Origin of the sequence: Streptomyces sp. NPDC101132 (assembly GCF_044759225.1) — a bacterium.
In the GTDB taxonomy this organism is placed as follows: Bacteria; Actinomycetota; Actinomycetes; order Streptomycetales; family Streptomycetaceae; genus Streptomyces.
Map to the genome: position 1 here is coordinate 368,963 of NZ_JBIVYX010000007.1, position 24,441 is coordinate 393,403.

17 protein-coding genes and 1 pseudogene are annotated in these 24,441 nt (G+C 74.1%); 3 read left to right on the forward strand and 15 right to left on the reverse strand.

Features of this window, described 5'->3' with window-relative positions; genetic code table 11:
* Positions 1-643: 643 nt before the first annotated feature.
* The 4 genes and pseudogenes from ACIQUR_RS18880 to ACIQUR_RS18895 all read right to left on the reverse strand — a co-directional run.
* Positions 644-1,519, reverse strand: a pseudogene (locus ACIQUR_RS18880) (ATP-binding cassette domain-containing protein); the annotation flags it as partial.
* A gap of 110 nt (positions 1,520-1,629) precedes the next feature.
* Positions 1,630-2,388, reverse strand: a complete 759-nt coding sequence (locus ACIQUR_RS18885) for an NUDIX domain-containing protein (RefSeq protein ID WP_403665412.1) — start codon at positions 2,386-2,388, stop codon at positions 1,630-1,632.
* Between the two features lie 81 nt (positions 2,389-2,469).
* Positions 2,470-4,500, reverse strand: a complete 2,031-nt coding sequence (locus ACIQUR_RS18890; protein ID WP_403665414.1) for a glycogen debranching N-terminal domain-containing protein — start codon at positions 4,498-4,500, stop codon at positions 2,470-2,472.
* Positions 4,501-4,625: 125 nt separating this feature from the next.
* Positions 4,626-6,629, reverse strand: coding sequence for a DUF4192 family protein (locus ACIQUR_RS18895; RefSeq protein WP_403665416.1), 2,004 nt, complete (start codon positions 6,627-6,629; stop codon positions 4,626-4,628).
* A 111-nt stretch (positions 6,630-6,740) separates the two neighbouring features.
* Here ACIQUR_RS18895 and ACIQUR_RS18900 point away from each other — a divergent pair, with 111 nt between their 5' ends.
* Both ACIQUR_RS18900 and ACIQUR_RS18905 read left to right on the forward strand, forming a co-directional pair.
* On the forward strand, positions 6,741-8,900 hold the full coding sequence (locus ACIQUR_RS18900) for a RecQ family ATP-dependent DNA helicase (protein WP_403665418.1): 2,160 nt from the start codon (positions 6,741-6,743) through the stop codon (positions 8,898-8,900).
* A 213-nt stretch (positions 8,901-9,113) separates the two neighbouring features.
* Positions 9,114-9,743 carry a hypothetical protein gene (locus ACIQUR_RS18905; protein ID WP_403665420.1) on the forward strand — a complete coding sequence of 210 codons (630 nt, stop codon included), beginning with the start codon at positions 9,114-9,116 and terminating at the stop codon, positions 9,741-9,743.
* A gap of 182 nt (positions 9,744-9,925) precedes the next feature.
* Here the strand turns inward: ACIQUR_RS18905 and ACIQUR_RS18910 are convergent, their stop codons facing one another.
* The 8 genes from ACIQUR_RS18910 to nrdR form a co-directional block, all read right to left on the reverse strand.
* Positions 9,926-10,519 (reverse strand): hypothetical protein, encoded by a 594-nt coding sequence (locus ACIQUR_RS18910; RefSeq protein WP_403665568.1) that lies wholly within the window; start codon positions 10,517-10,519, stop codon positions 9,926-9,928.
* An 82-nt stretch (positions 10,520-10,601) separates the two neighbouring features.
* Positions 10,602-11,303, reverse strand: coding sequence for a ribonuclease HII (locus ACIQUR_RS18915; RefSeq protein WP_403665422.1), 702 nt, complete (start codon positions 11,301-11,303; stop codon positions 10,602-10,604).
* 136 nt (positions 11,304-11,439) lie between these two features.
* Positions 11,440-12,348: an ADP-ribosylglycohydrolase family protein gene (locus tag ACIQUR_RS18920; protein WP_403665423.1), complete on the reverse strand. Its 909-nt coding sequence runs from the start codon at positions 12,346-12,348 to the stop codon at positions 11,440-11,442.
* 11 nt (positions 12,349-12,359) lie between these two features.
* Positions 12,360-13,019, reverse strand: coding sequence for a histidine phosphatase family protein (locus tag ACIQUR_RS18925; protein ID WP_403665425.1), 660 nt, complete (start codon positions 13,017-13,019; stop codon positions 12,360-12,362).
* Between the two features lie 95 nt (positions 13,020-13,114).
* A complete protein-coding gene (locus ACIQUR_RS18930; protein ID WP_399953414.1) occupies positions 13,115-13,720 on the reverse strand; it encodes a YdbC family protein in 606 nt (201 codons plus the stop codon).
* Between the two features lie 18 nt (positions 13,721-13,738).
* On the reverse strand, positions 13,739-14,572 hold the full coding sequence (locus tag ACIQUR_RS18935) for an arylamine N-acetyltransferase (protein WP_403665427.1): 834 nt from the start codon (positions 14,570-14,572) through the stop codon (positions 13,739-13,741).
* A gap of 153 nt (positions 14,573-14,725) precedes the next feature.
* The gene (locus ACIQUR_RS18940; RefSeq protein ID WP_403665429.1) at positions 14,726-17,608 is read right to left on the reverse strand and encodes a vitamin B12-dependent ribonucleotide reductase; all 2,883 of its coding nucleotides are present in this window, start codon (positions 17,606-17,608) and stop codon (positions 14,726-14,728) included.
* Between the two features lie 165 nt (positions 17,609-17,773).
* On the reverse strand, positions 17,774-18,286 hold the full coding sequence (gene nrdR / locus ACIQUR_RS18945) for a transcriptional regulator NrdR (RefSeq protein WP_403665570.1): 513 nt from the start codon (positions 18,284-18,286) through the stop codon (positions 17,774-17,776).
* Between the two features lie 521 nt (positions 18,287-18,807).
* Here nrdR and lexA point away from each other — a divergent pair.
* Complete coding sequence (gene lexA, locus ACIQUR_RS18950) at positions 18,808-19,599, forward strand: transcriptional repressor LexA (protein ID WP_399953422.1); 792 nt, start codon at positions 18,808-18,810, stop codon at positions 19,597-19,599.
* A gap of 112 nt (positions 19,600-19,711) precedes the next feature.
* Here the strand turns inward: lexA and ACIQUR_RS18955 are convergent, their stop codons facing one another.
* From ACIQUR_RS18955 to ACIQUR_RS18965, 3 genes are all read right to left on the reverse strand, one after another.
* Entirely contained in the window at positions 19,712-21,706 is a 1,995-nt protein-coding gene (locus ACIQUR_RS18955) for an ATP-dependent DNA helicase (protein WP_403665431.1), read from the reverse strand.
* Positions 21,707-21,745: 39 nt separating this feature from the next.
* Positions 21,746-23,587, reverse strand: coding sequence for an IucA/IucC family protein (locus ACIQUR_RS18960; RefSeq protein WP_403665433.1), 1,842 nt, complete (start codon positions 23,585-23,587; stop codon positions 21,746-21,748).
* A 71-nt stretch (positions 23,588-23,658) separates the two neighbouring features.
* Positions 23,659-24,435 carry a GNAT family N-acetyltransferase gene (locus ACIQUR_RS18965; protein WP_403665435.1) on the reverse strand — a complete coding sequence of 259 codons (777 nt, stop codon included), beginning with the start codon at positions 24,433-24,435 and terminating at the stop codon, positions 23,659-23,661.
* Between the last annotated feature and the right edge of the window lie 6 nt (positions 24,436-24,441).

A 24,441-nucleotide genomic window follows, 5' to 3' on the forward strand; every position in this document is an offset into this window, starting at 1 on the left:
CCGGCTCCGCGGCCCGCGCGGGTACCCGGTGGCCGACGCCGTCCGGCTCGTACCCGGAGAGGACTGCACCTTCCGGGGCGGCGCCGCCGTGAACGGCGGGGCCGTCAGCTCCGGGAACCGGGGCGGGCTCGTGGCGAGTGCCGGGTTCCGCCTCCGGCACGGACGGGGACGGGGACGGCCAGACGGACCCGGCGGCAGGCGCGGGCGGAATCCGGGCCGCACCGGCCGGGTCTCCGCCCTCGGCCGCCAGGAAGGCCGCTCCAGCGGCTCCGGGGGCCCGCACGGCGCCCGGCCCGTCACCGTACCCGGGTGCCGGGGCGGCTTCCGGCGACGCCGCCGGGATTCCCGCGCCGCGCGGGTCGCCGGCGGGCGCCGGGGGGTGGCCGGGCTCGGGGCCACTGGTGGCGGAGGGCGCCGTGGGCCGCCGGGAGGAGGTGGGGCCGGGGGTGCCGGCCCGGTCTGCCGTGGGGGTCGCTGCCTCCGCGGCGCCCGGGGGTGGCGTGAGTGCCGCGCGGGTCGCCTCGGCGCACGCTCCCGCCGCAGGACGCCCCGCTGCCGCGGGACGCGTCGTTCCGCCCGTGTCGGGGCGCGGGGCCGTGCCGGCCCCCGCCACGGAACGCGGCGCCGTCGGACGGGGCAGCGTGGGGCCGGAGTCGCCCGTTTCGTCGGCCAGCTGGTGGACCAGCACGCCGTGCCGGAAGGCGGTCTCGCCCACCTCCGCGCAGCTGCTGCCGTAGACCGACAGGCGGCTGCCGCTCTCCTCCACGATCTCCACCGACTTCTGCGCGGCACGGGCCTCCCGGCCCAGCAGCGCGGCGAGGCGGGCCGCGTGCGGGGTGCGCACGGCCACGCGCGGGCGCAGCCGGGTGCGGGCGAAGTCCGCGGCCTCCTGGTCGGCGACCAGCCGCCCTCCGGCGATGCTCACGACGCGGTCCGCGCTGCGGGCCGCCTCCTTGGCGTCGCTGGTGGTGAACAGCACCGCGCCGCCCAGCTCCGCGTGCCCCCGCAGCAGCCGGTACAGCCAGCTCTGGTCCCGCGGGGAGAGGCCGGCGGAGGGCTCGTCGAGCAGCAGGGTGCACGGGTCGGCGAGCAGCGCGGCCGCCAGGCCCACCCGGCGGTCCATCCCGAGGGACAGGGAGCCGAGACGCTGGTCGCGCAGCCCGGAGATGCCGACGACCTCCAGCATGGCGTCGGCCCGGGAGGCCGGTACGCCGACCGCCGCGCACAGCATCCGCAGCTGTCCGCGGACCGTGCGCGCCGGATGGCCGGGCACGTCGCCGAGCAGGACGCCCACCTCGCGGGCCGGATGCGGGATCCGGTGCAGGGGGCGGCCACGGAAGTAGGTGACGCCGCGGCCCGGTTCGAGTTCGAGCATCAGCCGGAGCGCCGTGGTCTTGCCCGCGCCCGGCTCGCCGAGGAGGGCGGTCACCCGGCCCGGGCAGGCCTCGAAGGTGAGGTCGTCCACGGCGGGCGGGAGGTCTTTGCGGGGGGCACTGGTGAGTCCGATGGCCTGGAGCATCGCTTCTCTCGCGGGGTGTGAGACCGCCATGCGGCAGGGAGGGTACCCCCAGAAGATAACGCGATATGTCCGATTTTGGGCGTAACTTGGCGGTTTCCTGTGTCGGACCGTCAGACCTCGGGCCGCAGCATCGGCGGGTTCAGCAGGGTGGCACCGCCGGCCCTGAACAGCTGTGCGGGCCGCCCGCCCTGACGGGTGGTCGTACCTCCGGCGGGCACGAGGAAGCCCGGCGTGCCGGTCACCTTGCGGTGGAAGTTGCGCGGGTCGAGGGCAACGCCCCACACCGCCTCGTACACCCGGCGCAGCTCGCCGACCGTGAACTCCGGCGGGCAGAAGGCGGTGGCGAGCGAGGAGTACTCGATCTTCGAGCGGGCGCGCTCGACGCCGTCGGCCAGGATGCGCGCGTGGTCGAAGGCGAGCTGGGCGGATTCCTCGCGGTCGAAGCCGGTCTCGGCGTCCAGGAGTTCGTCCACCGGCGCCCAGCGCGCGAGGTTGGCGTCGCCGCCGGCGCGCGGAGCCGGGAGGTCGGGGGCGAGGACGAGGTGCGCGACGCTGACCACCCGCATCCGCGGGTCCCGCCCGGGGTCGCCGTAGGTGGCGAGCTGTTCCAGGTGCGCGCCGTTGCCCGCGCCGGGCTGGGCCGGGTCGTGGGCGCACAGGCCGGTCTCCTCGGCCAGCTCCCTGGCCGCGGCGCCCGCCAGGTCCTCGTCGCCCCTGACGAATCCGCCGGGCAGCGCCCAGCGGCCCTGGAACGGCTGCTCACCACGGCGGACCACGAGCGCGCAGAGCGCGTGGCGCCGCACGGTGAGCACGACCAGGTCGACGGTGACGGCGAAGGGCGGGAAGGCCGACGGGTCGTAGGGCGACATGCGGCGATCATAGTCGTCTTCCTGACGATAAACAGTCCTTTCGCGATCTCCTTCACCACACGCATCACGGACCCCGTCCGCTCAGACACCCAGCTGGAGCGCACCGGCGGCCTCCTCCACCATGCCCAGCCCGAGCCTGCTGACCCGGACGGCGAACGGTTCGCCCGCCACCTGCAGCCCGGAGAGCCGCAGGGCTCCCAGGGGCGCGCTGCCGAGCGGTTCCAGGGCGACCGTGCCGGCGGGGGCGTCCGGGCGGATGCCGGCCAGGGCCACCAGGACGTGGATGCCGGCGGCGGCGGCCACCGCGGCCGGGCGGCAGGCGGCCGGATGGGGCAGCGGGGCGCTGCCTGCCGTGCGCTGGGGGGCCGCGTACATCTCCGGAAGCCGGTGGCCGAAGAACTCCGCGGCGTCGAGGAGCCCCTTCAGCAGGCCGCCGGCCTCCTTGTCGAACCCGGCGGCCGCCAGGCCGACGACGGCCACCGCGCTCTCGTGCACCCTGACCGCGCCGGACCGGTGGCCGAAGGGGTTGTGTCCCGGCTCCTTGACGCCCAGGCTGCGCAGTCCCCATCCGGAGTCCATGGCGGGGGCGCCCAGCAGCCGGGCCAGCTGCTCGGTGCGGACCCGGTCGAGCAGGCCGGGGGCGAGCCGGCCGCCGCCGAGCAGTCCGGTGTCGAGGAGGTGGGCGCTCGCGCCCGTGAGGTGGGCCAGGGGTCTGCCGTCGGGGTGGACGGCGGCGGCGGGCGCACCGCCGGACGGGGTCTCGGTCCAGAAGGAGGCGCGGAAGCGGCCCCGCAGGGCCTCGGCCCACTCCCGCCACTCGTCCGCTCCCGGCCGCCCGCAGTCCTCCAGCAGGTCCGCGCCGAGGAGGGCGGCCCGGTGGGCGTGGGCCTGGGTCTCGCAGCGGTAGGGGCCCGGGACGGGATCGGCGAGGAAGTCCGTGCCGTCGGTGCGGCTCCGGAGCCAGGCCAGGCACCGCTCGGCGGCGGGCAGCAGGGCCGCCACCTCGCGCTCCGGCATCCCCCACCGGCGGGCCTCGGCCAGTACCACCGGGAAGGCCAGGGTGGCCTCGGTTGCGGTGCAGCCGGGCGGCAGGCCGGGCCCGGCCGCCCGCAGCGGGCCGGGGATCCGCCCGCCGTCGGGTCCCCGGCCCTCGACCTGGGTGCGCGCGAGGGTGCGCAGGGTGGCGGCGGCCAGGCCCGTGCCCAGCGGCAGGGCCATCCTGGCCGCCCAGAGGGATTCCGCCGGGGCGAGACCGCAGCGCCAGGGCACCCCGGCGGCCGCGTAGGCGTCGGCGGGCTCGGCGGGGTCGCGCAGGAGCAGGGCGCGCAGGTCGTCCAGACCCGTGCGGAAGAGCGCCTCGGCGCGGGGGTCGTCGCCTTCGGCGCGGGCCGCGGAGAGGGGCCCGGCGAGCTGGGCCACCGGCGTTCTGGAGACGCGCTCCTGGGCGGTCCGCAGCTCGATGGTGACCGCCTCGCCGGGTCGCAGCTCCAGCTCCCAGCGGAGCAGGCCCAGGGACGCCAGCGCGTCGTCGGGCGGGGGCTCCGCGGTGGTGAAGGCCTGCGCTCCCCGGGTGCTCCAGCGCAGGCCCGCCGCGTGGACGCCGGCCGGGAGGTCGGGGCCCGCCCGGCCGGCGGCGACCGCGCCCAGGTCGGCGAGGTCGGTGCCGAGGGAGATCTCCACGGGCAGCCGGAGCGGGCGGGGGGCGTGGCTGCGGAGGGTGATCCGCTCGGTTCCGTCGGCGTGCCTGATCCGGTCGACGCTGACGTCCGGGTCGGGGCCGGGCGCCGCCCCGGTGCGCACGGTGGCGGTGAATCCCGCCCGGTCGGCGCCGAGGCTGCGGCCCTGGACGGCGACCGGGTCGCGTCCCGCGACCCGCAGGAGGCAGCGGGAGAGGAGGCGGCGGCCCGAGCGGTAGATGCCGTCGAGGCCCCGGCCGGTGAGCTGGCCGTGCTCTGGAGAGATCGCGAGGCAGGGCGCGGCCACGCAGATCACCGCGGCGTGGACCGGGGGCAGTTCGGCGGGTGCCCGTGCGGGGCCGCGTGGCCGTCCGGCGGATGGGCCCTGCGGGGGCGGGGACGTGGGTCTGCGGGCGGGGGGAACGGGGTGTGCCATGGGTCGCCTCGGGTGCGCGCCGGTCGGGTGGGTGGGGCGGCGGTGCGGCGGGGCGTCCTCCACCCCCCAACTGAACGGTGCGGCGGGCACCCGGGTCACGGGCCCCCGTCGGCGCTGACGGAGGCTCATTCCGGCTTCCTCTCGGGCTGCTTCGGGATCCGCAGGGACGGTGGGGCGCCCTTGGGCCGCCTGGCGCGGGGCCGCGCCCGCTGCGCCTCGGGCCCGCCCCGGCCGGGCCCCGTCGGCCCGGCCGGTCCCGCGGGGGCTGCCCCGGCGCCGGGCCGGCGTGCCGCCGGGTGCCCCGGGTCGGTGGGCTTCCGCAGGACGACGGGGCGCGTCGGGTCCGCGGACCCCCGCGGCACGGAGCGACCGTCCGACGCCCCCGCCTCCGGCGCGTCCGCACCCCCGCGCCCTGGGAGGCCCGCCGCCCCGGGCCCGTCCGGAGCGGGTCCGTCCGGAGCCGGGACCACGCGGTCCGGCACGCCCGCCGGGCCCTGCGCGGACCGGGACCCCTCCGGCACGGCGCCGGACGGGGCCGGGACCTCAGGCGCCCCGGGGCCGCCCGGCGCGTGGCCCGCCGGATCCCGGTCCGCCGGGCTCGGCCCGGACCCGGTACCGGACGGTGCGGGGCGGGCGGGGGTCCGTCCGGCGGGCGGATCCTGGTCGGTGCGGGGTCCGGTCGGGGCCGGACGGGACTCTCCGGGGGCCGGCTTCCGCGGTGCGGGGACGGCGTGCCGGGGGTCGGGCTCCGGGGGCCGCGCGGCCGGGGTGGCCGGTCGGGTGGTGCCGGGCGGGGGCGTGCCCCAGGTGCCCGGCGCCACGTCTCCCGCGCCTTCCGGGGCCGTGGCGGTGTACCGGCCGGGGTGTTCCGTGGGCCCCTCCCCCGGGCCGGCGGCGCGGCCGAGGTCCAGGCCGGTGCCCGGTGGTTCCGGGGCCAGGCCCAGGGGGAGCCGTTCCTGGCGGGGCCGCCGCCACCGGGCCTCGGCGAAGGCCGGCCCGTCCCGCCGGCGCCGCTCGTCGCGCAGGCAGCGGCGCAGGCTCTCCGGGTCGACGCCCTCGTTGCACGCGTGGTGGAGGAGCAGTGCGAAGCGGTAACCGGGGTCGGCCCGCAGTGCGAGGGAGAAGGCGATCCGGGCGTACGGCTCGTCGCCCATGGACCAGGTCACCCAGCCGGCCAGCGTCAGGGGAGCGGCGGCGTGCTCGTGGTACTCCCCCGCGCAGCGGCGCGCGAGCGCCCGCCAGAGGCGCAAGGCGGGCCCGGCCTCCTCGCCCTCCATCCATTCCGCGGCCACGTCACGTGTCTCGCGGTCCTGGAGCCCCAGGACGAGCAGGGCGGCCTCCTCGTCGTCGATCAGGGCGTCGTCCCATGCGTCCGAGCTCGGGCCGCCGTCGGACGGGGTGGCCCGGGCCAGCCGCCGCATCACGGTGCGGGCCAGGGCGAGGGTCTCGGCGGCGACCTGGCCGCGGTCGGTGCCTTCGAGGATCCGCGGCACGAGGGCGGCCGCCGCCCGGTCCAGGGCCCGCACCATGTCCTCCGCGGCGGGTCCGGTCACGGGACTGAACCTGGCCTGGAGCTCCTTGAGCGTGCCCCGCACCTGGAGTCCGGCGTACGTGGCGGCCGCCGCCATCACCGAGGTGCCCGGCATGGCGAGCGCGGTCCCCTCCGGAGGGCAGCAGCGCGGGTCGGGGCAGCAGTAGCTCCAGTACCGGCCGCCGGAGAGGCAGAGCGCCTCCAGGACGGGGACGTCGAGCGCGCCGCAGGCGAGCCGGATGCCCTGGGCCAGGGGCCGCAGCCGGGCCATCACCCGGGCGGGGTCCTCCCCCGCGGGCGGGTCCTGGCAGAGGAAGAGGACGATGCCGTCCGGCCGGGCGCCGCGGCGCTCGCTGCCGCCGATGAGGGTCTCGGCGACCTGGCCGGAGAGTTCCTCCCATTCCTCGGGTGCGGGTGGGATGCCGACCCGCAGCCTGCCGCCGAAGCGTCCGCCGCTGCCGTGGACGGTCACCATCACGATCGAGTCGTCGGGGTGGAAGCCGAGCATGTACGGCAGCGCGTCCGCCAGTTCCGCGGGACTGCGCAGGGTGATCTGCCGGCCGGAATCGGGACCTGTGGTGTCGAAGTGGTTCGTCATGCCCCGACGTTCCCGCGAACCCGCCGATCTCCGCGACCCCTGTGGATAAAGTTGTCCACAGGCTGGCGGGGGCGTTCGCGCGATGTCGGTGGCATCGGGTTGCATGGGGGTATGAACGCAGACCTCAGGGCCCAGGCCGATTCCGTACTCGCCCGCCTCGTCGGTGACCCGACGGGCTCCGCGCGGCTGCGGGAGGACCAGTGGCGGGCGATCGAGGCCCTGGTCGCGGACAAGCGCCGGGCCCTGGTGGTGCAGCGCACCGGCTGGGGCAAGTCGGCCGTGTACTTCGTCGCGACCTCCCTGCTCCGCGCGAGCGGGAGCGGACCCACCGTCATCGTGTCCCCCCTGCTGGCGCTGATGCGCAACCAGGTGGACGCGGCCGCCCGCGCGGGCATCCACGCCCGGACGATCAACTCCGCGAACCCCGAGGAGTGGGAGACGATCCAGGCCGAGGTCGCGGCGGGCGAGGTGGACGTCCTGCTGGTGAGCCCGGAGCGGCTGAACAACCCCGAGTTCCGCGACCAGGTGCTGCCCAAGCTCGCGGCGGCGACCGGTCTGCTGGTCGTGGACGAGGCGCACTGCATCTCGGACTGGGGCCACGACTTCCGGCCGGACTACCGCCGGCTGCGCACGATGCTGGCCGACCTGCCGCCCGGCGTCCCGGTGCTGGCCACGACGGCGACGGCCAACTCCCGTGTGACGGCGGACGTGGCGGAGCAGTTGGGCACCGGCGCGGGCACGGACGCGCTGGTGCTGCGCGGCCCGCTGGACCGGGAGAGCCTGAGCCTGGCGGTGCTGCGGCTGCCGGACAACCCGCACCGGCTGGCGTGGCTGGCCGACCACCTGGACGAACTCCCGGGTTCCGGCATCGTCTACACCCTCACGGTGGCCGCGGCCGAGGAGGTGACGGCGTACCTGCGGCACCGCGGCCACGCGGTCGCCTCGTACACCGGCCGCACGGAGAACGCGGACCGGATGCAGGCGGAGGAGGACCTGCTGGCCAACCGGGTGAAGGCCCTCGTGGCCACCTCAGCCCTGGGCATGGGCTTCGACAAGCCGGACCTGGGGTTCGTGGTCCACCTGGGCTCGCCCTCCTCCCCCATCGCGTACTACCAGCAGGTGGGCCGCGCCGGACGCGGCGTCGAGCACGCGGAGGTGCTGCTGCTGCCGGGCCGCGACGACGAGGCGATCTGGCAGTACTTCGCCTCGGTGGCGTTCCCGCCCGAGGAGCAGGTCCGCCGCACGCTGGACGCGTTGGCCCAGGCCGGCCGCCCGTTGTCGCTGCCCGCGCTGGAGCCGCTGGTGGACCTCAGGAGGACGCGCCTGGAGACCATGCTCAAGGTGCTCGACGTGGACGGGGCGGTGCACCGGGTCAAGGGCGGCTGGACGTCCACCGGGCAGCCCTGGGTCTACGACACGGAGCGGTACGCCTGGGTGGCCCGTCAGCGGGCCGCGGAGCAGCAGGCGATGCGCGAGTACGCGGCCACGGACGGCTGCCGCATGGAGTTCCTGCGCCGCCAGCTGGACGACGAGGAGGCCGCGCCGTGCGGCCGCTGCGACAACTGCGCCGGGGCCAGGTACACGGCGGACGTCTCGCAGGCCGCGCTGGACACCGCCCGCGGCGAGCTGAGCCGGCCGGGCGTGGAGCTGGAGCCGCGCCGGATGTGGCCGACCGGACTCCCGGCCGTGGGCGTGGATCTGAAGGGCCGTATCCCGGCCGGCGAGCAGGCGTCCACCGGGCGCGCGCTGGGCCGGCTCTCGGACATCGGGTGGGGCAACCGGCTGCGCCCGATGCTGGCCCCCGGTGCTCCCGACGGCCCGGTTCCCGACGACGTGACCCAGGCCGTGGTGAGCGTGCTGGCCGACTGGGCGCGGGGGCCGGGCGGCTGGGCCTCGGGGTCGCCGGACGCGCCGCCCCGTCCGGTGGGCGTGGTCGCGATGGCCTCGCGTTCCAGGCCGGTGCTGGTCGGCTCGCTGGCGGAGCGGATCGCGGAGGTCGGCCGGATGCCGCTGCTGGGCACGGTCGAATACGCCGCCGAGGCGCCGCCGTACGGGCTGCCGTCGTCCAACAGCGCCCAGCGGGTACGGGCCTTGCACGAGCAGCTGACGGTCACTCCGGAGCTGGCCGGGGCGGTCGCCGCGGCGGCCGGTCCCGTGCTGCTGGTGGACGACCGCTCCGAGAGCGGCTGGACACTGGCCGTGGCCGCGCGGTTGCTCCGCCGGGCGGGAGCGGGGGAAGTGTTTCCGCTGGTCCTCGCGGTTCAGCAGTAAGGCGATGCGTCAATAGCGGTGTGACTGGGCAAGGATATGAACGGCATACCGGCGCAATCCGGCCGGTGACGTCAATTGCTCGTTGCCGCGCACAGACGGGCCACGCAAGAATTGGAGTGCTCCCGCATGGCTCGTCAGCCCTCTCTTAGGGCTGCGCCGCGGCGTGCCTGCACCCACTCGTGCCCCACCGCGGGCACCACCGAAGGGAGGACCATGACCTTCGGATTCGCTCCGTCCGCAGCCGCTTCGACGCCCGCCTCGCAGGGCAGCGCCAGCCGCCACGGTCGCGTGCTGGAGCCGGCCGAGTGGGCGGCGGCGGGAATCCCCCTGCTGAGCAATCCGCGCGAGGTCGTCAGCGGCCTGCACTCCCGGCACAACCCCGGTGTCGCCACGGCCGTGATCGCCGTGCTCGGCCCCGAGGAACGCCTGGTCGCCAGCGCGTCCTTCACCCAGCGGACCGCCTCGGCGGACGGCTGGGACTACCGCAACTCCCTGCTGTCCGCACTGCGCCGGGTGATCCCGCACGACCTGCGGCGCAAGACGCCGGCCCGGACCGCCGTGCTGCTCTTGTGCCGCGAGGGCGACGAGCGGTGGACCGAGGAGGACGGGGCCTGGATGTGGGGGCTGCGCGACGCGTGCACGCTCCACGGGCTGCGCTGCGGCGCGTACATCACGCTCACCCGTGCCGGCTGGCAGGTGCTGGGCGAGGGCCGCGGCGGCAGACACCCCAGCGCCGGTTCCCGCCCCGTGCGGCTGGAGGACGCCGGGATCGATCCGGGGCCCCCGTCACTGCGCACGGTGGCCGGCGCGATCGAGCCCCTGCGCCGCACGGCCGCGCGCTGACCGCAGGGCGGCGGGCCGGCCCGGCGGCGGCCCGCTGACGGCATGCCGGCCCGTCGGCTGATGTCGGCCCGCTGACGGTACGTCGCCCCGCTCGCCGCACAGGGGCGCGCCCGCGTCGGCGCCGGGCCGGAGCCCGGACAGCGGGCGGTCCCGCCGATGTCACGCGGCGGGACCACAGAGCGTCAGACGCCCGCGCCCAGCACGGAGTTGATCTGCTGCGGGTCGCCGCACACGACCAGCAGCGCGGTGGCCCGTCCCAGCGCGACGGGAAGGCTGCGCGCGACGTCGTCCGGCGCACCGCCGTTGACGGCGAAGACCACGACCGGACGGGCGGCGGCCCGCTCGGCCTGCGCGGCGTCCGCGTAGAAGACGTCGTCCCGGGCGTCGTGCTGCGCCCAGTAGGCGGCCTCGCCGAAGGACAGCTCGTGCGCGGCCCACGGGTGGAGCTCGCCGGCGGTCAGGACCAGCACGTCACCGGGGGCACGGCCGGTGTCGAGGAGCAGGTCGACGGCTTCCTCCGCCGCGTCGAGCGCACCCTCCGCCGAAGCGGGGATCAGCTGGACCTGCGGCACCTGCGTGGAGACGGAGGGGGTGGTGGCGGCCGGTCCGGGCTTCGCCGCCTGCTGCGGGGTGCGCTGCGCGGGCGGGGCGGGACGGGGGCCGGGGCGCCCGGGCCGCGGTACGGCTGCGGGACGCGGACCAGGTACGGGGTGGGGGGTCGGCGCGGTACGGCTCGGGGCCGGGGTCGTCGCGGGACCCTGGGCACTCTCGTGAATCTGAGGCTCCTCAGGAGGCTTGAGTGGATGGGAATTTCAAACGCCGGTACGAGTCATACCGGATGGTGGCACATGCGTGCGATCAGAAATCGAAGCCGAGTTGGCCTCCGTTTTCCAGTTCGATGGCCTCTTCGCTCCTGCGGACCTTCTTCAGGTGCCGCCACTGCGGGAGCGCGTCGAGGTACGACCACGACAGGCGGTGGTGCGCGGTCGGGCCGCGGGTCTCCAGCGCCGCCCGGTGCACGGGCGAGGGATAGCCGGCGTTGGCCCCGAAGGCGAAGTCGGAGAGGTCCGGGCCGAGTTCGGCCATCATCCGGTCGCGCCGCACCTTGGCGATCACCGAGGCGGCGGCCACCGCGACGCAGGACTGGTCCCCCTTGATCACCGTACGGACCCGCCAGGGCGCCCCGAGGTAGTCGTGCTTGCCGTCGAGGATCACCGCGTCGGGCCGGACCGGCAGTCCGTCGAGCGCGCGCACCGCCGCCAGCCGGAGGGCCGCGGTCATGCCGAGTTCGTCGATCTCCTCGGGTGAGGCGTCGCCGAGGGCGTACGCGGTGACCCAGCTCTCCAGCACCAGGGCGAGTTCGTCCCGCCTCTTGGGGGTGAGCAGCTTCGAATCGGTGAGTCCCTCGGGCGGGCGACGCAGTCCCGTGATCGCCGCGCACACGGTGACCGGGCCGGCCCAGGCCCCTCGTCCGACCTCGTCGACCCCGGCGACGATCTTGGCGCCGGTGGTTGCGCGGAGGGAGCGCTCGACGGTGTGGGTGGGTGCTTCGTACGGCATGGCGCCATTAGGTTACGCCGCCCGGTTCGCCCGCGACACCCCGGGCCACGCCCCTCTCACCTGCTGGTCGGGGCGGAGGCGCTGAACCGCGCGTTCCGCCCCGGCACCGGGTGCCGCAGTGCTCAGCCCGCAGTGGTCAGCCGGTGGCCTCCGGGACCCATTCCGGCAGCCGCTCGGTCTGCGCCAGCCACGTGGCGGGGACGTGCCCGTCCCCGCGGCCGGCCAGCACCCCGCCCACGATCGCGCAGGTGGTGTCCACGTCGCCGCCGACGCCCGCGGTGGTCCAGAAGGCACCGGCGTAGTCGTCGAGGTTCCTGGCCGCCGACCAGAGCGCGAAGGGCACCGTGTCGTGGGCGCTCGTCCGCCGCCCGCAGCCGAGTACGGCCGCCACGGTCGTCGCGTCGCCGTAGTCCAGCATGTCCCGCGCCCGCCGCAGGCCGGCGCCCACGGCGCTGCGCGGCACGAGCGCGATGACCCCGTCCAGCAGGGCCTCGGCCGTCGGCGGCCCGGCCGGGTCGGCGGCGATGGCGGCGGCGGCCGCCACGGCCATCGCGCCCATCACCGCTTCCCGGTGCTGGTGGGTGGTGTAGGCGGAGATCTCCGCCTGGTGGGTGGCCTGCTCGGGGTCGTCGGCGTAGTACGCGCCGAGCGGCGCGATCCGCATGGCCGCGCCGTTGCCCCACGACCCCTGGCCGTTGAACAGCTCGGCGGCCAGCTCCCGCCAGTCCTGGCCCTCCCGGACCAGCCTCAGCATGCGGTTGACCGCCGGGCCGTAGCCGCGGTCGAAGTCGTGGTGGTGCGCGAAGGACGAGGCCAGCGCGTCCTGGTCGATCCGGCCGTGCTCGGCGAGCACGGCGAGCACGGAGCAGGCCATCTCCGTGTCGTCGGTCCACTGCCAGGGACCGGTGGGCAGCTCACGCCGCTTGAGCAGCGGATAGTTCGCGGGGACGAAGAACTGGGAGCCCAGGGCGTCACCCACCGCCAGTCCGCGCAGGCTGGCCAGGGCGCGTGCGTAGCGCCGGTCGGGAGAGGAGTCAGGGGTCATCCCGCGTAACTCTATCCCCAAAGGTCAAATGTCTGGGGTGTGGTCCACCTCTCGAAGGGGCGGTCCAGCCGATAGCGCCCGTCCGGACCCAGCACCAGCGTGCGGTGGGAGCCGTTCTCCGGGTTGGACAGGCACTCGAACTCGGCGACCGACCAGTGGAACCAGCGCATGCAGAACAGCCGCATGGTCAGCCCGTGGGTGACGAGCAGCACGTTCGGCGGGTGGTCGGGGGCCTCGAAGCTGCGGTAGAGGCTCTCCAGGAAGGACCCCACCCGGTCGTACACGTCGGCGCCGGACTCGCCCTGCGCGAACCGGTAGAAGAAGTGCCCGTAGGCGTCGCGGTACGCCTTCTGGAGCCGTACGTCGGCCAGGTCCTGCCAGTTGCCCCAGTCCTGCTCCCGCAGCCGCGGTTCCTCGCGCACCCGAACCCGCGCGCGGTCGAGCCGCAGCTCGCGGAAGGTCTCCAGGGTGCGCCGGTACGGGGAGACGTACGCGCTCACCCGCTCCTCGCCGAAGAGCGCGCGCAGCCGCTCACCGGCCTCGGCCGCCTGGGCGAGGCCGGTGGGGGTCAGGGACAGGGCGTGGTCGGGCTCGCGCTCGTACACGGTGTCGTCGGCGTTCCCCTCCGATTCCCCGTGCCGGACAAGGACGATGCGCCGCGGTCGTGCCATGCGTCGACCCTAAGCCGGGGGACGCCCGTTCGAGCGGCGCGACGGGCCGGAGCGTGCGCCGGGGTACGCTCCGGCGCGCCCGGCCCGGGCCCCGGTCAGACGGTCCAGGACGGTTCGAGGTCGACCACGTCGCCCGTGAGCCCCTCCAGGTCGGCCTCGATCTGCGCCCGCAGCGAGAGGCGTTCCACCCGCTCCTCGCGGTACTTGCCGTGTTCCGCGGCCGAACGCCACATCGACAGGATCAGGAACTCGCGCCCCGGCGCCTCGCCGAACAGCCCGCGGATCATGCCGGGGGAACCCGCCATCGCCGGGTTCCACACCTTCTCCTGCATCAGCGCGAAGTGTTCGAGACGGCCCTCCCGGACCTTGCAGTGCGCCACGCGCAGCACGTCCGAGTCCGTGAAGCGCGGCTCGAAGCCGGTCTTCACGTCGAAGCGGTGGTCGAAGAGGGTGACCCGGGAGTCCTTGTACGTGCCGTTCTGGGAGGCGGCCAGCCGGTCGTGGGAGCGCGCCATGAACGAGTCGTAGAAGGACCGGCTCTCCCAGAACGCGAAGACGTGCGCGACCCCCGGGCGGCTGCGGCTCCATCCCCCGCCCTGCCCCCGGAAGCCCGGTTCCCCCGGCAGTCCCGCCCACTTCCGCTGCCCGCGCTCGAACCCCCGGCGGTCCACCACCGTGCAGCGAATCCACTTGACCAGCACCGCGCCATCGTACGGGGATCAGCGCGGCCCCGTTCGGACTCCGGGCCAGTACGTGCCGACGAGTTCCGCCGTGTCCGCCTCGGACAGCCCGATCCCGAACTCCCGTGCCAGCAGCCCCGCCAGTTCCGCAGGCCCGGCGGTGCGGCGCGCGGTGCTCCCGTCCGCCCGCAACTCGGTGAGCGTGTCGCGTACGAGGGCGGCGCGCAGCCCCTCGCCGGCCTTCTGGACCACGATCTGGCCGGTGAAGTGGGAGCGGGGGTGGGTGGAGCTGTAGTGGTTCATCGGCACGAGGTCGACGGGGTAGGTGCGCTGCGGCGCGAAGGCGTACAGGTCCCGCCACCCCTCGTCCCGGAACATCCGCAGGACCAGGACCCCGTCGTCCTCCCGCCCGACGGCATACGTCCAGGCCCCCTGCCGCACCTCGCCCGGGGCGTCCAGCGGCACCGGCTCCAGCGGTCCCTGGTGACCGAACCCGGCATCGGCGAGCCAGGACCGCCCGCCGGCGGCGACGACCAGGACCGCGTGGGTGACCGGGGTCAGGCCGGCGCCCCGCGTGCGGTTGCGGGCGCCGCGGCCGGCGACCTCGAAGCCGAGCCGTTCCAACGCGGCGGCGAGCAGGGAGTTCTGCTCGTAGCAGTAGCCGCCCCGGCGGCGGCGCACGAGCTTGTCCTGCACGCTCGCGAGGTCGAGCGGCACCGGGCGGCCCAGCGCCACGTCGAGGTTCTCGAAGGGCACGGACGTCACGTGCGCCCGGTGCACCCCCGCCAGCGTCTCCGCCGTGGGCTCCAGCGGCCCCGCGTACCCGATCCGCTCCAGGTACGCGTCCAGATCCAGCTCGTCACCACTCCACATGACCCGTGCCCCCCGGTCGTCCGCGCACCGTGCGCGCGGGGAGCCTAGGCCGGGGGGTGGTAGCGGGGGAAACGATTACTCCCGGTGCAGGGAACGCCGGAGGGGACCGCCCCTTCCGGGACGGTCCCCTCGTCGGCTACTCAGCGGCGCGGATCAGCTGCAGCCGCTGGTCGAGCCGCAGCCCTCGCAGATGTAGCAGGAGCCGGCGCGCTGCATCTTGGTGCCGCAGGAGAAGCACAGCGGAGCGTCGGCGCTCACGCCCAGCTGCATCTCCACCAGCTCGGCGTTGGTGTGGGCCTGCTTCGGCGCCGGGGTCTGGACGACCGGCTTCGGGGTCGCGGGGACCGCCGCCAGCGGGGCCGACTGGGCCAGGCCCTCGACGTCGATGTCCTCCTCGACCGGCTCGTACGAGCCCGTCTCCAGGTGGCGCTGACGCTCCTCGGCGGAGTGGATGCCGAGCGCGGAGCGGGTCTCGAAGGGCAGGAAGTCCAGCGCCACGCGGCGGAAGATGTAGTCGACGATCGACTGCGCCATCCGCACGTCCGGGTCGTCCGTCATGCCGGCCGGCTCGAAGCGCATGTTGGTGAACTTCGAGACGTAGGTCTCCAGCGGGACGCCGTACTGCAGGCCGACGGAGACGGCGATGGAGAAGGCGTCCATCATGCCCGCGAGGGTCGAGCCCTGCTTGGACATCTTCAGGAAGACCTCGCCCAGACCGTCGTCCGGGTAGGAGTTGGCGGTCATGTAGCCCTCGGCGCCACCGACCGTGAAGGAGGTGGTGATCCCCGGGCGGCCCTTGGGCAGGCGCTTGCGGACCGGGCGGTACTCGACGACCTTCTCGACCTTGGCCGGCTCGACGACCTTGGTCTCCGCGGCCTTGTCGGCCTTGTCGTCGTCCTTCTTCTTGGCCGACAGCGGCTGGCCGACCTTGCAGTTGTCGCGGTAGATCGCGAGGGCCTTGACGCCGAGCTTCCAGGCCTCGAAGTAGATCTCCTCGACCTCCTCGACGGTGGCCGTCTCCGGCATGTTGACCGTCTTGGAGATGGCGCCGGAGATCCAGGGCTGGATCGCGGCCATCATGCGGACGTGGCCCATCGGGGAGATGGAGCGCTCGCCCATGGCGCAGTCGAAGACCTCGTAGTGCTCGGTCTTCAGGCCGGGCGCGTCGATCACGTTGCCGTGCTCGGCGATGTGGGCGACGATCGCCTCGATCTGCTCCTCCTGGTAACCCAGGCGGCGCAGGGCCTGCGGGACGGTGCCGTTGACGATCTGCATCGAGCCGCCGCCGACGAGCTTCTTGAACTTGACCAGGGCCAGGTCCGGCTCGACACCGGTGGTGTCGCAGGACATCGCCAGACCGATGGTGCCGGTCGGGGCGAGGACGGAGGCCTGCGAGTTGCGGAAGCCGTTCTTCTCGCCGAGGCGGATGACGTCCTGCCAGGCCTCGGTGGCCGCGGCCCAGACCGGGGTGTCCAGGTCGTCCATGCGCGGCGCGGCGGCGTTGGCGTCGGCGTGCTGCTTCATGACGCGCTTGTGCGGCTCGGCGTTGCGGGCGTAGCCGTCGTACGGGCCGACGACGCCGGCCAGCTCGGCGGAGCGCTTGTACGCGGTACCGGTCATCAGCGAGGTGATGGACGCGGCCAGCGCGCGGCCGCCGTCGGAGTCGTACGCGTGGCCGGTGGCCATCAGCAGGGCGCCGAGGTTGGCGTAGCCGATGCCCAGCTGGCGGAAGGCGCGGGTGTTCTCGCCGATCTTCTGGGTCGGGAAGTCCGCGAAGCAGATGGAGATGTCCATCGCGGTGATGACGAGCTCGACCACCTTGGCGAAGCGCTCGACCTCGAAGGACTGGTTGCCCTTGCCGTCGTCCTTGAGGAACTTCATCAGGTTCAGCGAGGCGAGGTTGCAGGACGTGTTGTCCAGGTGCATGTACTCGCTGCACGGGTTCGACGCGGTGATCCGGCCGGACTCGGGGCAGGTGTGCCAGTTGTTGATCACACCGTCGTACTGGATGCCCGGGTCGGCGCAGGCCCACGCCGCCTCGGCCAGCTTGCGGAAGAGCGCCTTGGCGTCGACCTTCTCGATGACCTCGCCGGTCATGCGGGCCCGCAGGCCGAACTCGGTGCCGTTCTCGACGGCCGTCATGAACTCGTCGTTCACGCGGACGGAGTTGTTGGCGTTCTGGTACTGGACGGACGTGATGTCGTCGCCGCCCAGGTCCATGTCGAAGCCCGCGTCGCGCAGGGCGCGGATCTTCTCCTCCTCCTTCACCTTGGTGGCGATGAAGTCCTCGACGTCCGGGTGGTCCACGTCGAGCACGACCATCTTGGCCGCGCGGCGGGTGGCGCCGCCCGACTTGATCGTGCCGGCGGACGCGTCGGCGCCGCGCATGAAGGAGACCGGGCCGGAGGCGTTGCCGCCGGAGGAGAGGAGCTCCTTGGAGGAGCGGATGCGGGAGAGGTTCAGGCCGGCGCCGGAGCCGCCCTTGAAGATCATGCCCTCTTCCTTGTACCAGTCGAGGATCGACTCCATGGAGTCGTCGACGGACAGGATGAAGCAGGCGGAGACCTGCTGCGGCTGGGGCGTGCCGACGTTGAACCAGACCGGGGAGTTGAAGCTGAAGATCTGGTGGAGCAGGGCGTAGGTCAGCTCGTGCTCGAAGATCTCGGTGTCCGCGGGCGACGCGAAGTAGCCGTACTCCTCGCCGGCCTTCGTGTAGGTCTTCACGATCCGGTCGATCAGCTGCTTGAGACCGGTCTCGCGCTGCGGGGTGCCGACCGCGCCGCGGAAGTACTTGCTGGTGACGATGTTGACCGCGTTCACCGACCAGAAGTCGGGGAACTCGACGCCGCGCTGCTCGAAGTTCACCGAGCCGTCGCGCCAGTTGGTCATGACGACGTCACGGCGCTCCCAGACCACCTCGTCGTACGGGTGCACGCCGGGGGTGGTGTGGATGCGCTCGATACGCAGGCCCTTGCTCGCCGCCTTGGTTCCCTTGGCGCGGGAACCACGTGCCGGACCGCTCGCCGTCTCTGTCATGCCGCTGCCTCCCATATACGGGCGAAAACGCCCTAAAGTGCCCGCGAAATTCCGTATCCGTTGGCACGGTGTGTGTCTGATGTAGCCGGTTCGTCCGCCCGCCCTCAGGCGTGCGGACAGGTCTGTGGTCCCGCCCTGCGGGACGGCCGCCGCGCGGCCGTCCGGTCAGTCGGCGGCGGAGGCGGGCACGGGGACCGAACCGGTCCCGCCGGGCTCGCACTCTTCGTGCGGAGGACGCCGGTCGCGCAGCTCGGCGATGGCGGCCTCGAAGTCTTCCAGGGTGTCGAAGGCGCGGTACACCGACGCGAAGCGCAGGTACGCGACCAGGTCGAGCTCCTGGAGCGGGCCGAGTATGGCCAGACCCACGTCGTGGGTGGTCAGCTCGGCGCTCCCGGTGGCGCGCACCGCCTCCTCGACCCGCTGGCCGAGCTTGGCGAGGGCGTCCTCGGTGACGGGGCGTCCCTGACAGGCCTTGCGCACGCCGGAGATCACCTTCGTGCGCGAGAAGGGCTCGGTGACGCCGGATCTCTTGATCACCATCAGTGACGCGGTCTCCACCGTGGTGAAGCGGCGGGAGCAGTCCGGGCACTGGCGGCGTCTGCGGATCGACGTTCCGTCGTCCGTGGTGCGGCTGTCTACGACGCGGCTGTCGGGATGCCTGCAGAAGGGGCAGTGCACGGCTCCCATCCCTCCCTCATGGCACGACTGAATCGCCCCGGAGCACCACCGGACAGGTCTCTGTCTGGGCTCTCGAAGCAGCCACCAGCATATGCGATGTCGGGACCCCCGGCAGACCGAGGACCACAACTTCTGGGTGGCCGCGCCAATCCAACCACTAGATCTTGGGTTTCGGCAGTACGTCACACCTGGGCGTGTCGCCCGTCGCCGAAAGAATCCGGACATGCCGGAAGCAGCTCACGAGCCTACTGGGGCGCGGGCCGGTCCGGGAATTCCGGGGCCCCGGATGCCACACTGTGCGAAGACCCCGAGCGGTGGCGATCCGACCGGGAAGGGTACCGTAATGAACGGATTCGACACCGAACCCTCGTTCGGTGCGCTGATCGTCCATACACCTCTTCATGTGATCACGTCCGGTGAACTGCGATTTTTCACTCGAACGTGTGTTTGGCGCAACCTTTCGAAAGCCACTACCGTTGTCCGCTAGGGAGAGCAAGCACATTTCGAGAGGGGCCGCCGACGTGACCACCACCGCAGACAGTGCCACCATCACTGCCCAGAACCGCTCCCACAGCCGACTCGAGCCGGTGCATGCCATGAACGACGCAGCCATGACCCCGGAGCCGGACGCGATGCGCCCCGCACGCTCGCTGCCCGGCCGGCCTCCAGGCATCCGGGCGGACAGCTCCGGGCTCACCGACCGGCAGCGGCGGGTCATCGAAGTGATCAGGGACTCGGTGCAGCGTCGCGGCTACCCACCGTCGATGCGGGAGATCGGACAGGCGGTCGGCCTCTCCAGCACCTCCTCCGTCGCCCACCAGCTGATGGCCCTGGAGCGCAAGGGCTTCCTCCGCCGCGACCCGCACCGCCCCCGGGCGTACGAGGTGCGCGGCTCCGACCAGCCCAGCACGCAGCCGACGGACACCACCGGCAAGCCCGCCGCCTCGTACGTGCCGCTCGTCGGCCGGATCGCCGCCGGCGGCCCGATCCTCGCCGAGGAGTCCGTCGAGGACGTGTTCCCCCTCCCCCGCCAGCTGGTCGGCGACGGTGAGCTCTTCGTCCTCAAGGTCGTCGGCGACTCGATGATCGAGGCCGCGATCTGCGACGGCGACTGGGTCACGGTCCGCCGCCAGCCGGTCGCGGAGAACGGCGACATCGTGGCCGCCATGCTGGACGGCGAGGCCACCGTCAAGCGCTTCAAGCGCGAGGACGGCCACGTCTGGCTGCTGCCGCACAACGCCGCGTACCAGCCCATCCCCGGCGACGAGGCGACGATCCTCGGCAAGGTCGTCGCCGTGCTGCGGCGCGTCTGAGCGACCGCCCTCCCTGAACCGGACCCCGGGACCCACTGCGCCGGTCCCGGGGTCCTGCCATGCCCGGTATCCCCTCTCCGGGACAGCAGGGAGAGGGGATACGGGATACGGACTACCTGCCGTCGGCCTTCGCGGCCGCGTCGATCGCCGCGAGGGACTTCCGCACCTGGTTGCGGTCGGTCGTGTACCAGAAGTCGGGCAGCGAGGACCGCAGGAAGCCGCCGTACCGCGCCGTGGCGAGCCGCGGGTCGAGCACCGCCACCACACCCCGGTCGCCCGAGGCGCGTACGAGACGGCCGGCGCCCTGCGCCATCAGCAGCGCCGCGTGCGTCGCGGCCACCGCCATGAAGCCGTTGCCCCCGGCCTCCTCGACCGCCTTCTGCCGGGCGCTCATCAGCGGGTCGTCCGGACGCGGGAACGGGATCCGGTCCATCACCACCAGCTGGCAGCTCGGGCCGGGCACGTCCACCCCCTGCCACAGCGAGAGCGTGCCGAACAGACAGGTCGCCGGGTCCCCCGCGAACGTCTTGATCAGCTCGCCCAGCGTCTCCTCGCCCTGGAGCAGGATCGGGTTGTCGATCCGCCCCCGCAGCTCCTCCGCCGCCGCCTGCGCGGCCCGCATCGAGGAGAACAGCCCCAGCGTCCGCCCGCCGGCCGCCCCGATCAGCTCGGCCAGCTCGTCCATCATGTCGCCGCGCGTGCCCTCCCGGCCGGGCGTGGCCAGGTGCTTCGCGACGTACAGGATCCCCTGCTTCGGGTAGTCGAACGGGGAGCCCACGTCCAGGCCCTTCCACACCGGTACGTCCTCCCCCTGCACGCCCTCGGGCGGCAGGCCCAGCGAGGCGCCCACGCCGTTGAAGTCGCCGCCCAGCTTGAGGGTGGCCGAGGTGAGGACGACCGAGCGCTCGGCGAAGAGCTTCTCCCGCAGCAGGCCGGAGACGGACAGCGGAGCCACCCGCAGCGTGGCCCCGGCGGGCCGGTACGCGGCTCCGCCGCGGGGCTCGTGCCGCTCGTACCAGACCACGTCGTACTCGGAGCCCTGGGTGATCCGCTCCGCCACGGCGTGGACGTTCTCCACCGAGGCCAGGGCCTGCTTGCGCACCGCGTCCTCGTCCTGCACGGACTTGTCGCGGGTGGCGCCCAGCGCCGAGATCACGTTCCGCGCCGCGTCCCGCAGGGCCAGCAGCGCGTACCCCAGGTCCTCCGGCACCTCCTCCAGGCGGCCCGGCAGCGCCAGCTCCATCACCCGCTCGAAGGACTCCGCGGCGGTCTGGAGGGAGTCCGCCGTCTTCTCGTTGACCAGCTTGGCCGCGCGCTTCACCGCGCGGTTGACCTGGCCCGGGCTGAGTTCGCCGGTGGCCACCCCGGTCACCCGGGACACCAGCTCGTGGGCCTCGTCCACGATCAGCACCTCGTGCGAGGGCAGCACCGGCGCGCCCTCGATCGCGTCGATGGCGAGCAGCGCGTGGTTGGTGACCACCACGTCGGCCAGCTTCGCCCGCTCCCGGGCGGCCTCGGCGAAGCACTCGGCGCCGTACGCGCACTTGCTCGCGCCCAGGCACTCGCGCGAGGACACCGACACCTGGGACCAGGCCTTGTCGGAGACGCCCGGGGTCAGGTCGTCCCGGTCGCCGGTCTCCGTCTCGTCCGCCCAGTCCCGCAGGCGCAGCAGGTCCTTGCCGAGCTTGCTGGTCGGCGCCGCGGCCTCGAACTGGTCGAACAGGCCGTCCTCCTCGTCCTGCGGCGCGCCCTCGTGCAGACGGTGCAGGCAGAGGTAGTTCGACCGGCCCTTGAGCATCGCGAACTGCGGGCGGCGGCGCAGCAGCGGGTGCAGCGCGTCGACCGTGCGCGGCAGGTCGCGCTCGACCAGCTGCCGCTGGAGGGCCAGCGTGGCGGTGGCGACCACCACGCGCTCCCCGTGCGCCAGCGCCGGCACCAGGTAGCCGAGGGACTTTCCGGTGCCGGTGCCGGCCTGGACCAGGCGGTGCGACTGTTCGTCGATGGCTTCGGCGACGGCTTCGGCCATGGCCACCTGGCCGGGACGCTCGGTGCCGCCGACGGCGGTGACGGCGGCGTGCAGCAGGTCGGGGAGGGAGGGCTTCGTCATAGCACTCACCACCCTACGCGGCCCCGCTGACAGCGGGGTTCACCGCCGGTACAGGGGGTTGGGCACCGTACCGTCGACCACCGCGTGCGGGCGCTCGGCGCGGTCCCGGTAGCCGTCGGCGTACAGCCGGTTGCGGTTCAGGCAGAGCCGCTCGATCCGCGGGGTGAGGAGGTCGAACATCTCGAAGCGCTCCTTCAGCTCCGGGAAGCGCTGGTGGTACCGGACGATCTCCGCCCGGACGAGCGACCAGAAGCGCTCCTCCGGTACGTCCAGCCTCTCCGCGCAGAGCGCCGAGAGGTACCGGAAGACGCCGACGAACAGGCCGGAGTGGATGAACTGCGTGAGGAAGCCGGGCGGCTCGGTGAGCAGCACCGCGCGCACCTCGTCCGGCATCGAGGCGTGCTCGGGCAGCGGGCGGGCGCTGACGTTGATGTCGTCGACGAAGTCCTTGACCGCCAGCCGCACCGGCACGTCGTGCTCGTCGTAGACCACGATCGCGTTCTCGCCGTGCGGGGAGAAGACCGTCCCGTACCGGTAGAGGAAGTGGAGCAGCGGCGGGAGCAGCGCGGCGAAGAGCCGCTGCAGCCAGACCTCGGGGGTGAGGCCCGAGCGGGCGACCAGTTCCTCCGTGAAGGCGCGCCCCCGCGGGTCGGTGTGGAGCAGGGACGCCAGGGTCCTGGCCCGCTCGCCGGGCGCGAGCCGTCCGGCGAGCGGCTCCCGCCAGATCGCGCCGAGCAGCTCGCGGTACTGGTAGGGGACCTCGGGCAGCGCGTCGTAGACCGGGTGGGCCACCGTGACCGAGGCGACCTCCCCCAGCAGGATCACGCCGCACTCGGTGTGCAGGAAGGGGTCGGCGTCGCGCAGCGCGTGCACCCAGGCCGTCACGGCCGGGGCCGCGAGCGTCCGCTCGGTGGGCAGGCCCCGCCAGACCAGGGTGTTGAGGACGGACAGCGGCAGCTTGACGGTGTGCCGCTCGGGCCGGCTCAGGTTGAGGAAGGTCCGGATCGACTGCTGGGGCAGGCGTACGTCGGGGTCGGCGCGCAGCGGCACGAGCGTCCCGGCCGCCAGCGCGGGCGCGAACAGCGGCAGCACCACCTCGTCCCACTGCCAGGGGTGGACCGGCAGGTAGAGGTAGCCGGCCGGGTCCAGTCCGCGTTCCCGCAGCTCCTGGTCGAAGGCGGCGCGGGTGGCCGGGTCGAGCTCGTGGGCGTACAGCCGCCCGGGGTCCGCCAGGGCGCCGGTGCCCCGGTAGGCCGCGAGCGAGGTGTGCGCGGCCAGCCAGGGCAGCCGCCGGCGGACCCGGGCCTCCGGTGCCCAGGCGGCGGTGTCGCTGCCGGAGAAGCCGAGCCGTCCCTTGTTGAGGACGAGCCAGGGGTGGCCGGTCTGGTGGCCTTCGAGCTCGGCGTAGTCGAGCCCGGCCAGCACGTCGGCCGTGCGGGCGGTGTGGTCGAGGCGGGCGTCCGCGGCCAGGGTGGTGCTCAGCTCCCGGAGCAGGTGCCCGAGGGTGGCCCCGTCCAGGTGCAGCAGGCTCCTGGCCAGGACGACGAACCGGAAGGGGTCCCCGAACTCCGCGGGCGCCGCGTCCGGTCCCGGCGGGGTGTGGGTGATCGACCGGGCGTCGACGCGCCAGCCGTCGTAAGCGCCCCGGCGCGCCCGGAAGCCGAGCGTGCCGCCGCCCTCGTCCAGCGGGAGGGCCCAGGCGTCCTCGCCCTGGGCGGGCACGGGGGTGACGATGCCCTCGTACGCGAACTCGCCGAGCATCTTGGCGAGGAGCCGCCGTGCCGCCGCCTCCCAGGTGGGGCCGTTGAGTTCGGGCGGGCAGTGCGGCGGCCGGGAGGCGGGGGGTTCTGCCGAGTCGTGGGCGGCGGGGAAGGACGGCACGGGACTCCTCGGTGGCGCTCGGGGTCAGGGAGCGGGGGCGGGACGGGTGACGGGGTGGGTCACGGTCACGGTCACAGGAGGGTGCGCAGCGCCCGTTCGCGGATCATCAGGGCGGCGCGCTTGGCGGGCAGTTCGATCTCCGCGGAGTAGCGGAAGCCGGAACTGAGGAAGGCCGACACGGACGGGACGTTCGCCAGGTCGGGTTCGGCGACGACCCGGGCGCACCGGGGCCGGTTGTCGAGCACCAGGTCGGCGACGGCGCGCAGCAGCAGGGTGCCCAGGCCCCGCCCGCGGTCCGTGGCGTTGCCGATGAGCAGGTGGAGGCCGGTGTCGTGGGGGCGGGCCGGGTAGTGGCGGGAGAGCGGGTCGAGGTCGGCCCGGTAGATCTCCCAGTAGCTCATCGGGGCGCCGTCGAGGGTGCCCAGACAGGGGATGCTGCGACCGTCGCCGTCGAGCTGGGCGCGCAGGTGGGCCTCGGTGAGCGCCTCGGGGCCGGCCAGCTCCCAGAAGGCGGCGACCTCGGGGTCGTTCATCCACCGGGTGATCAGGGCGAGGTCGCGGTCCACCCGTACGGGTACGAGCTGGAACGCGCCGGCGACGGTGGGGACCGGGCCCCATTCGGCGGGCGAGTCCAGCAGGTCGGCCTCGGCGAGGTAGGGCAGGGTGCTGACCGCGGTGGCCCGGGCGGTGGCGGCGGCGCTCTCGTCGGCGAGCAGGGCCAGGATCTCCGTGGGGATCCGCAGGTCGAGCGTGTCCTCGCAGCCGCTGCCGGTGCGCGGCGCGGAGGTGGGCGCGTGAGCGGGAGCGGGAGCGTGGGCGGGGGCGGTGTCGGCGTCCGTGGGCGGCATGGCGGG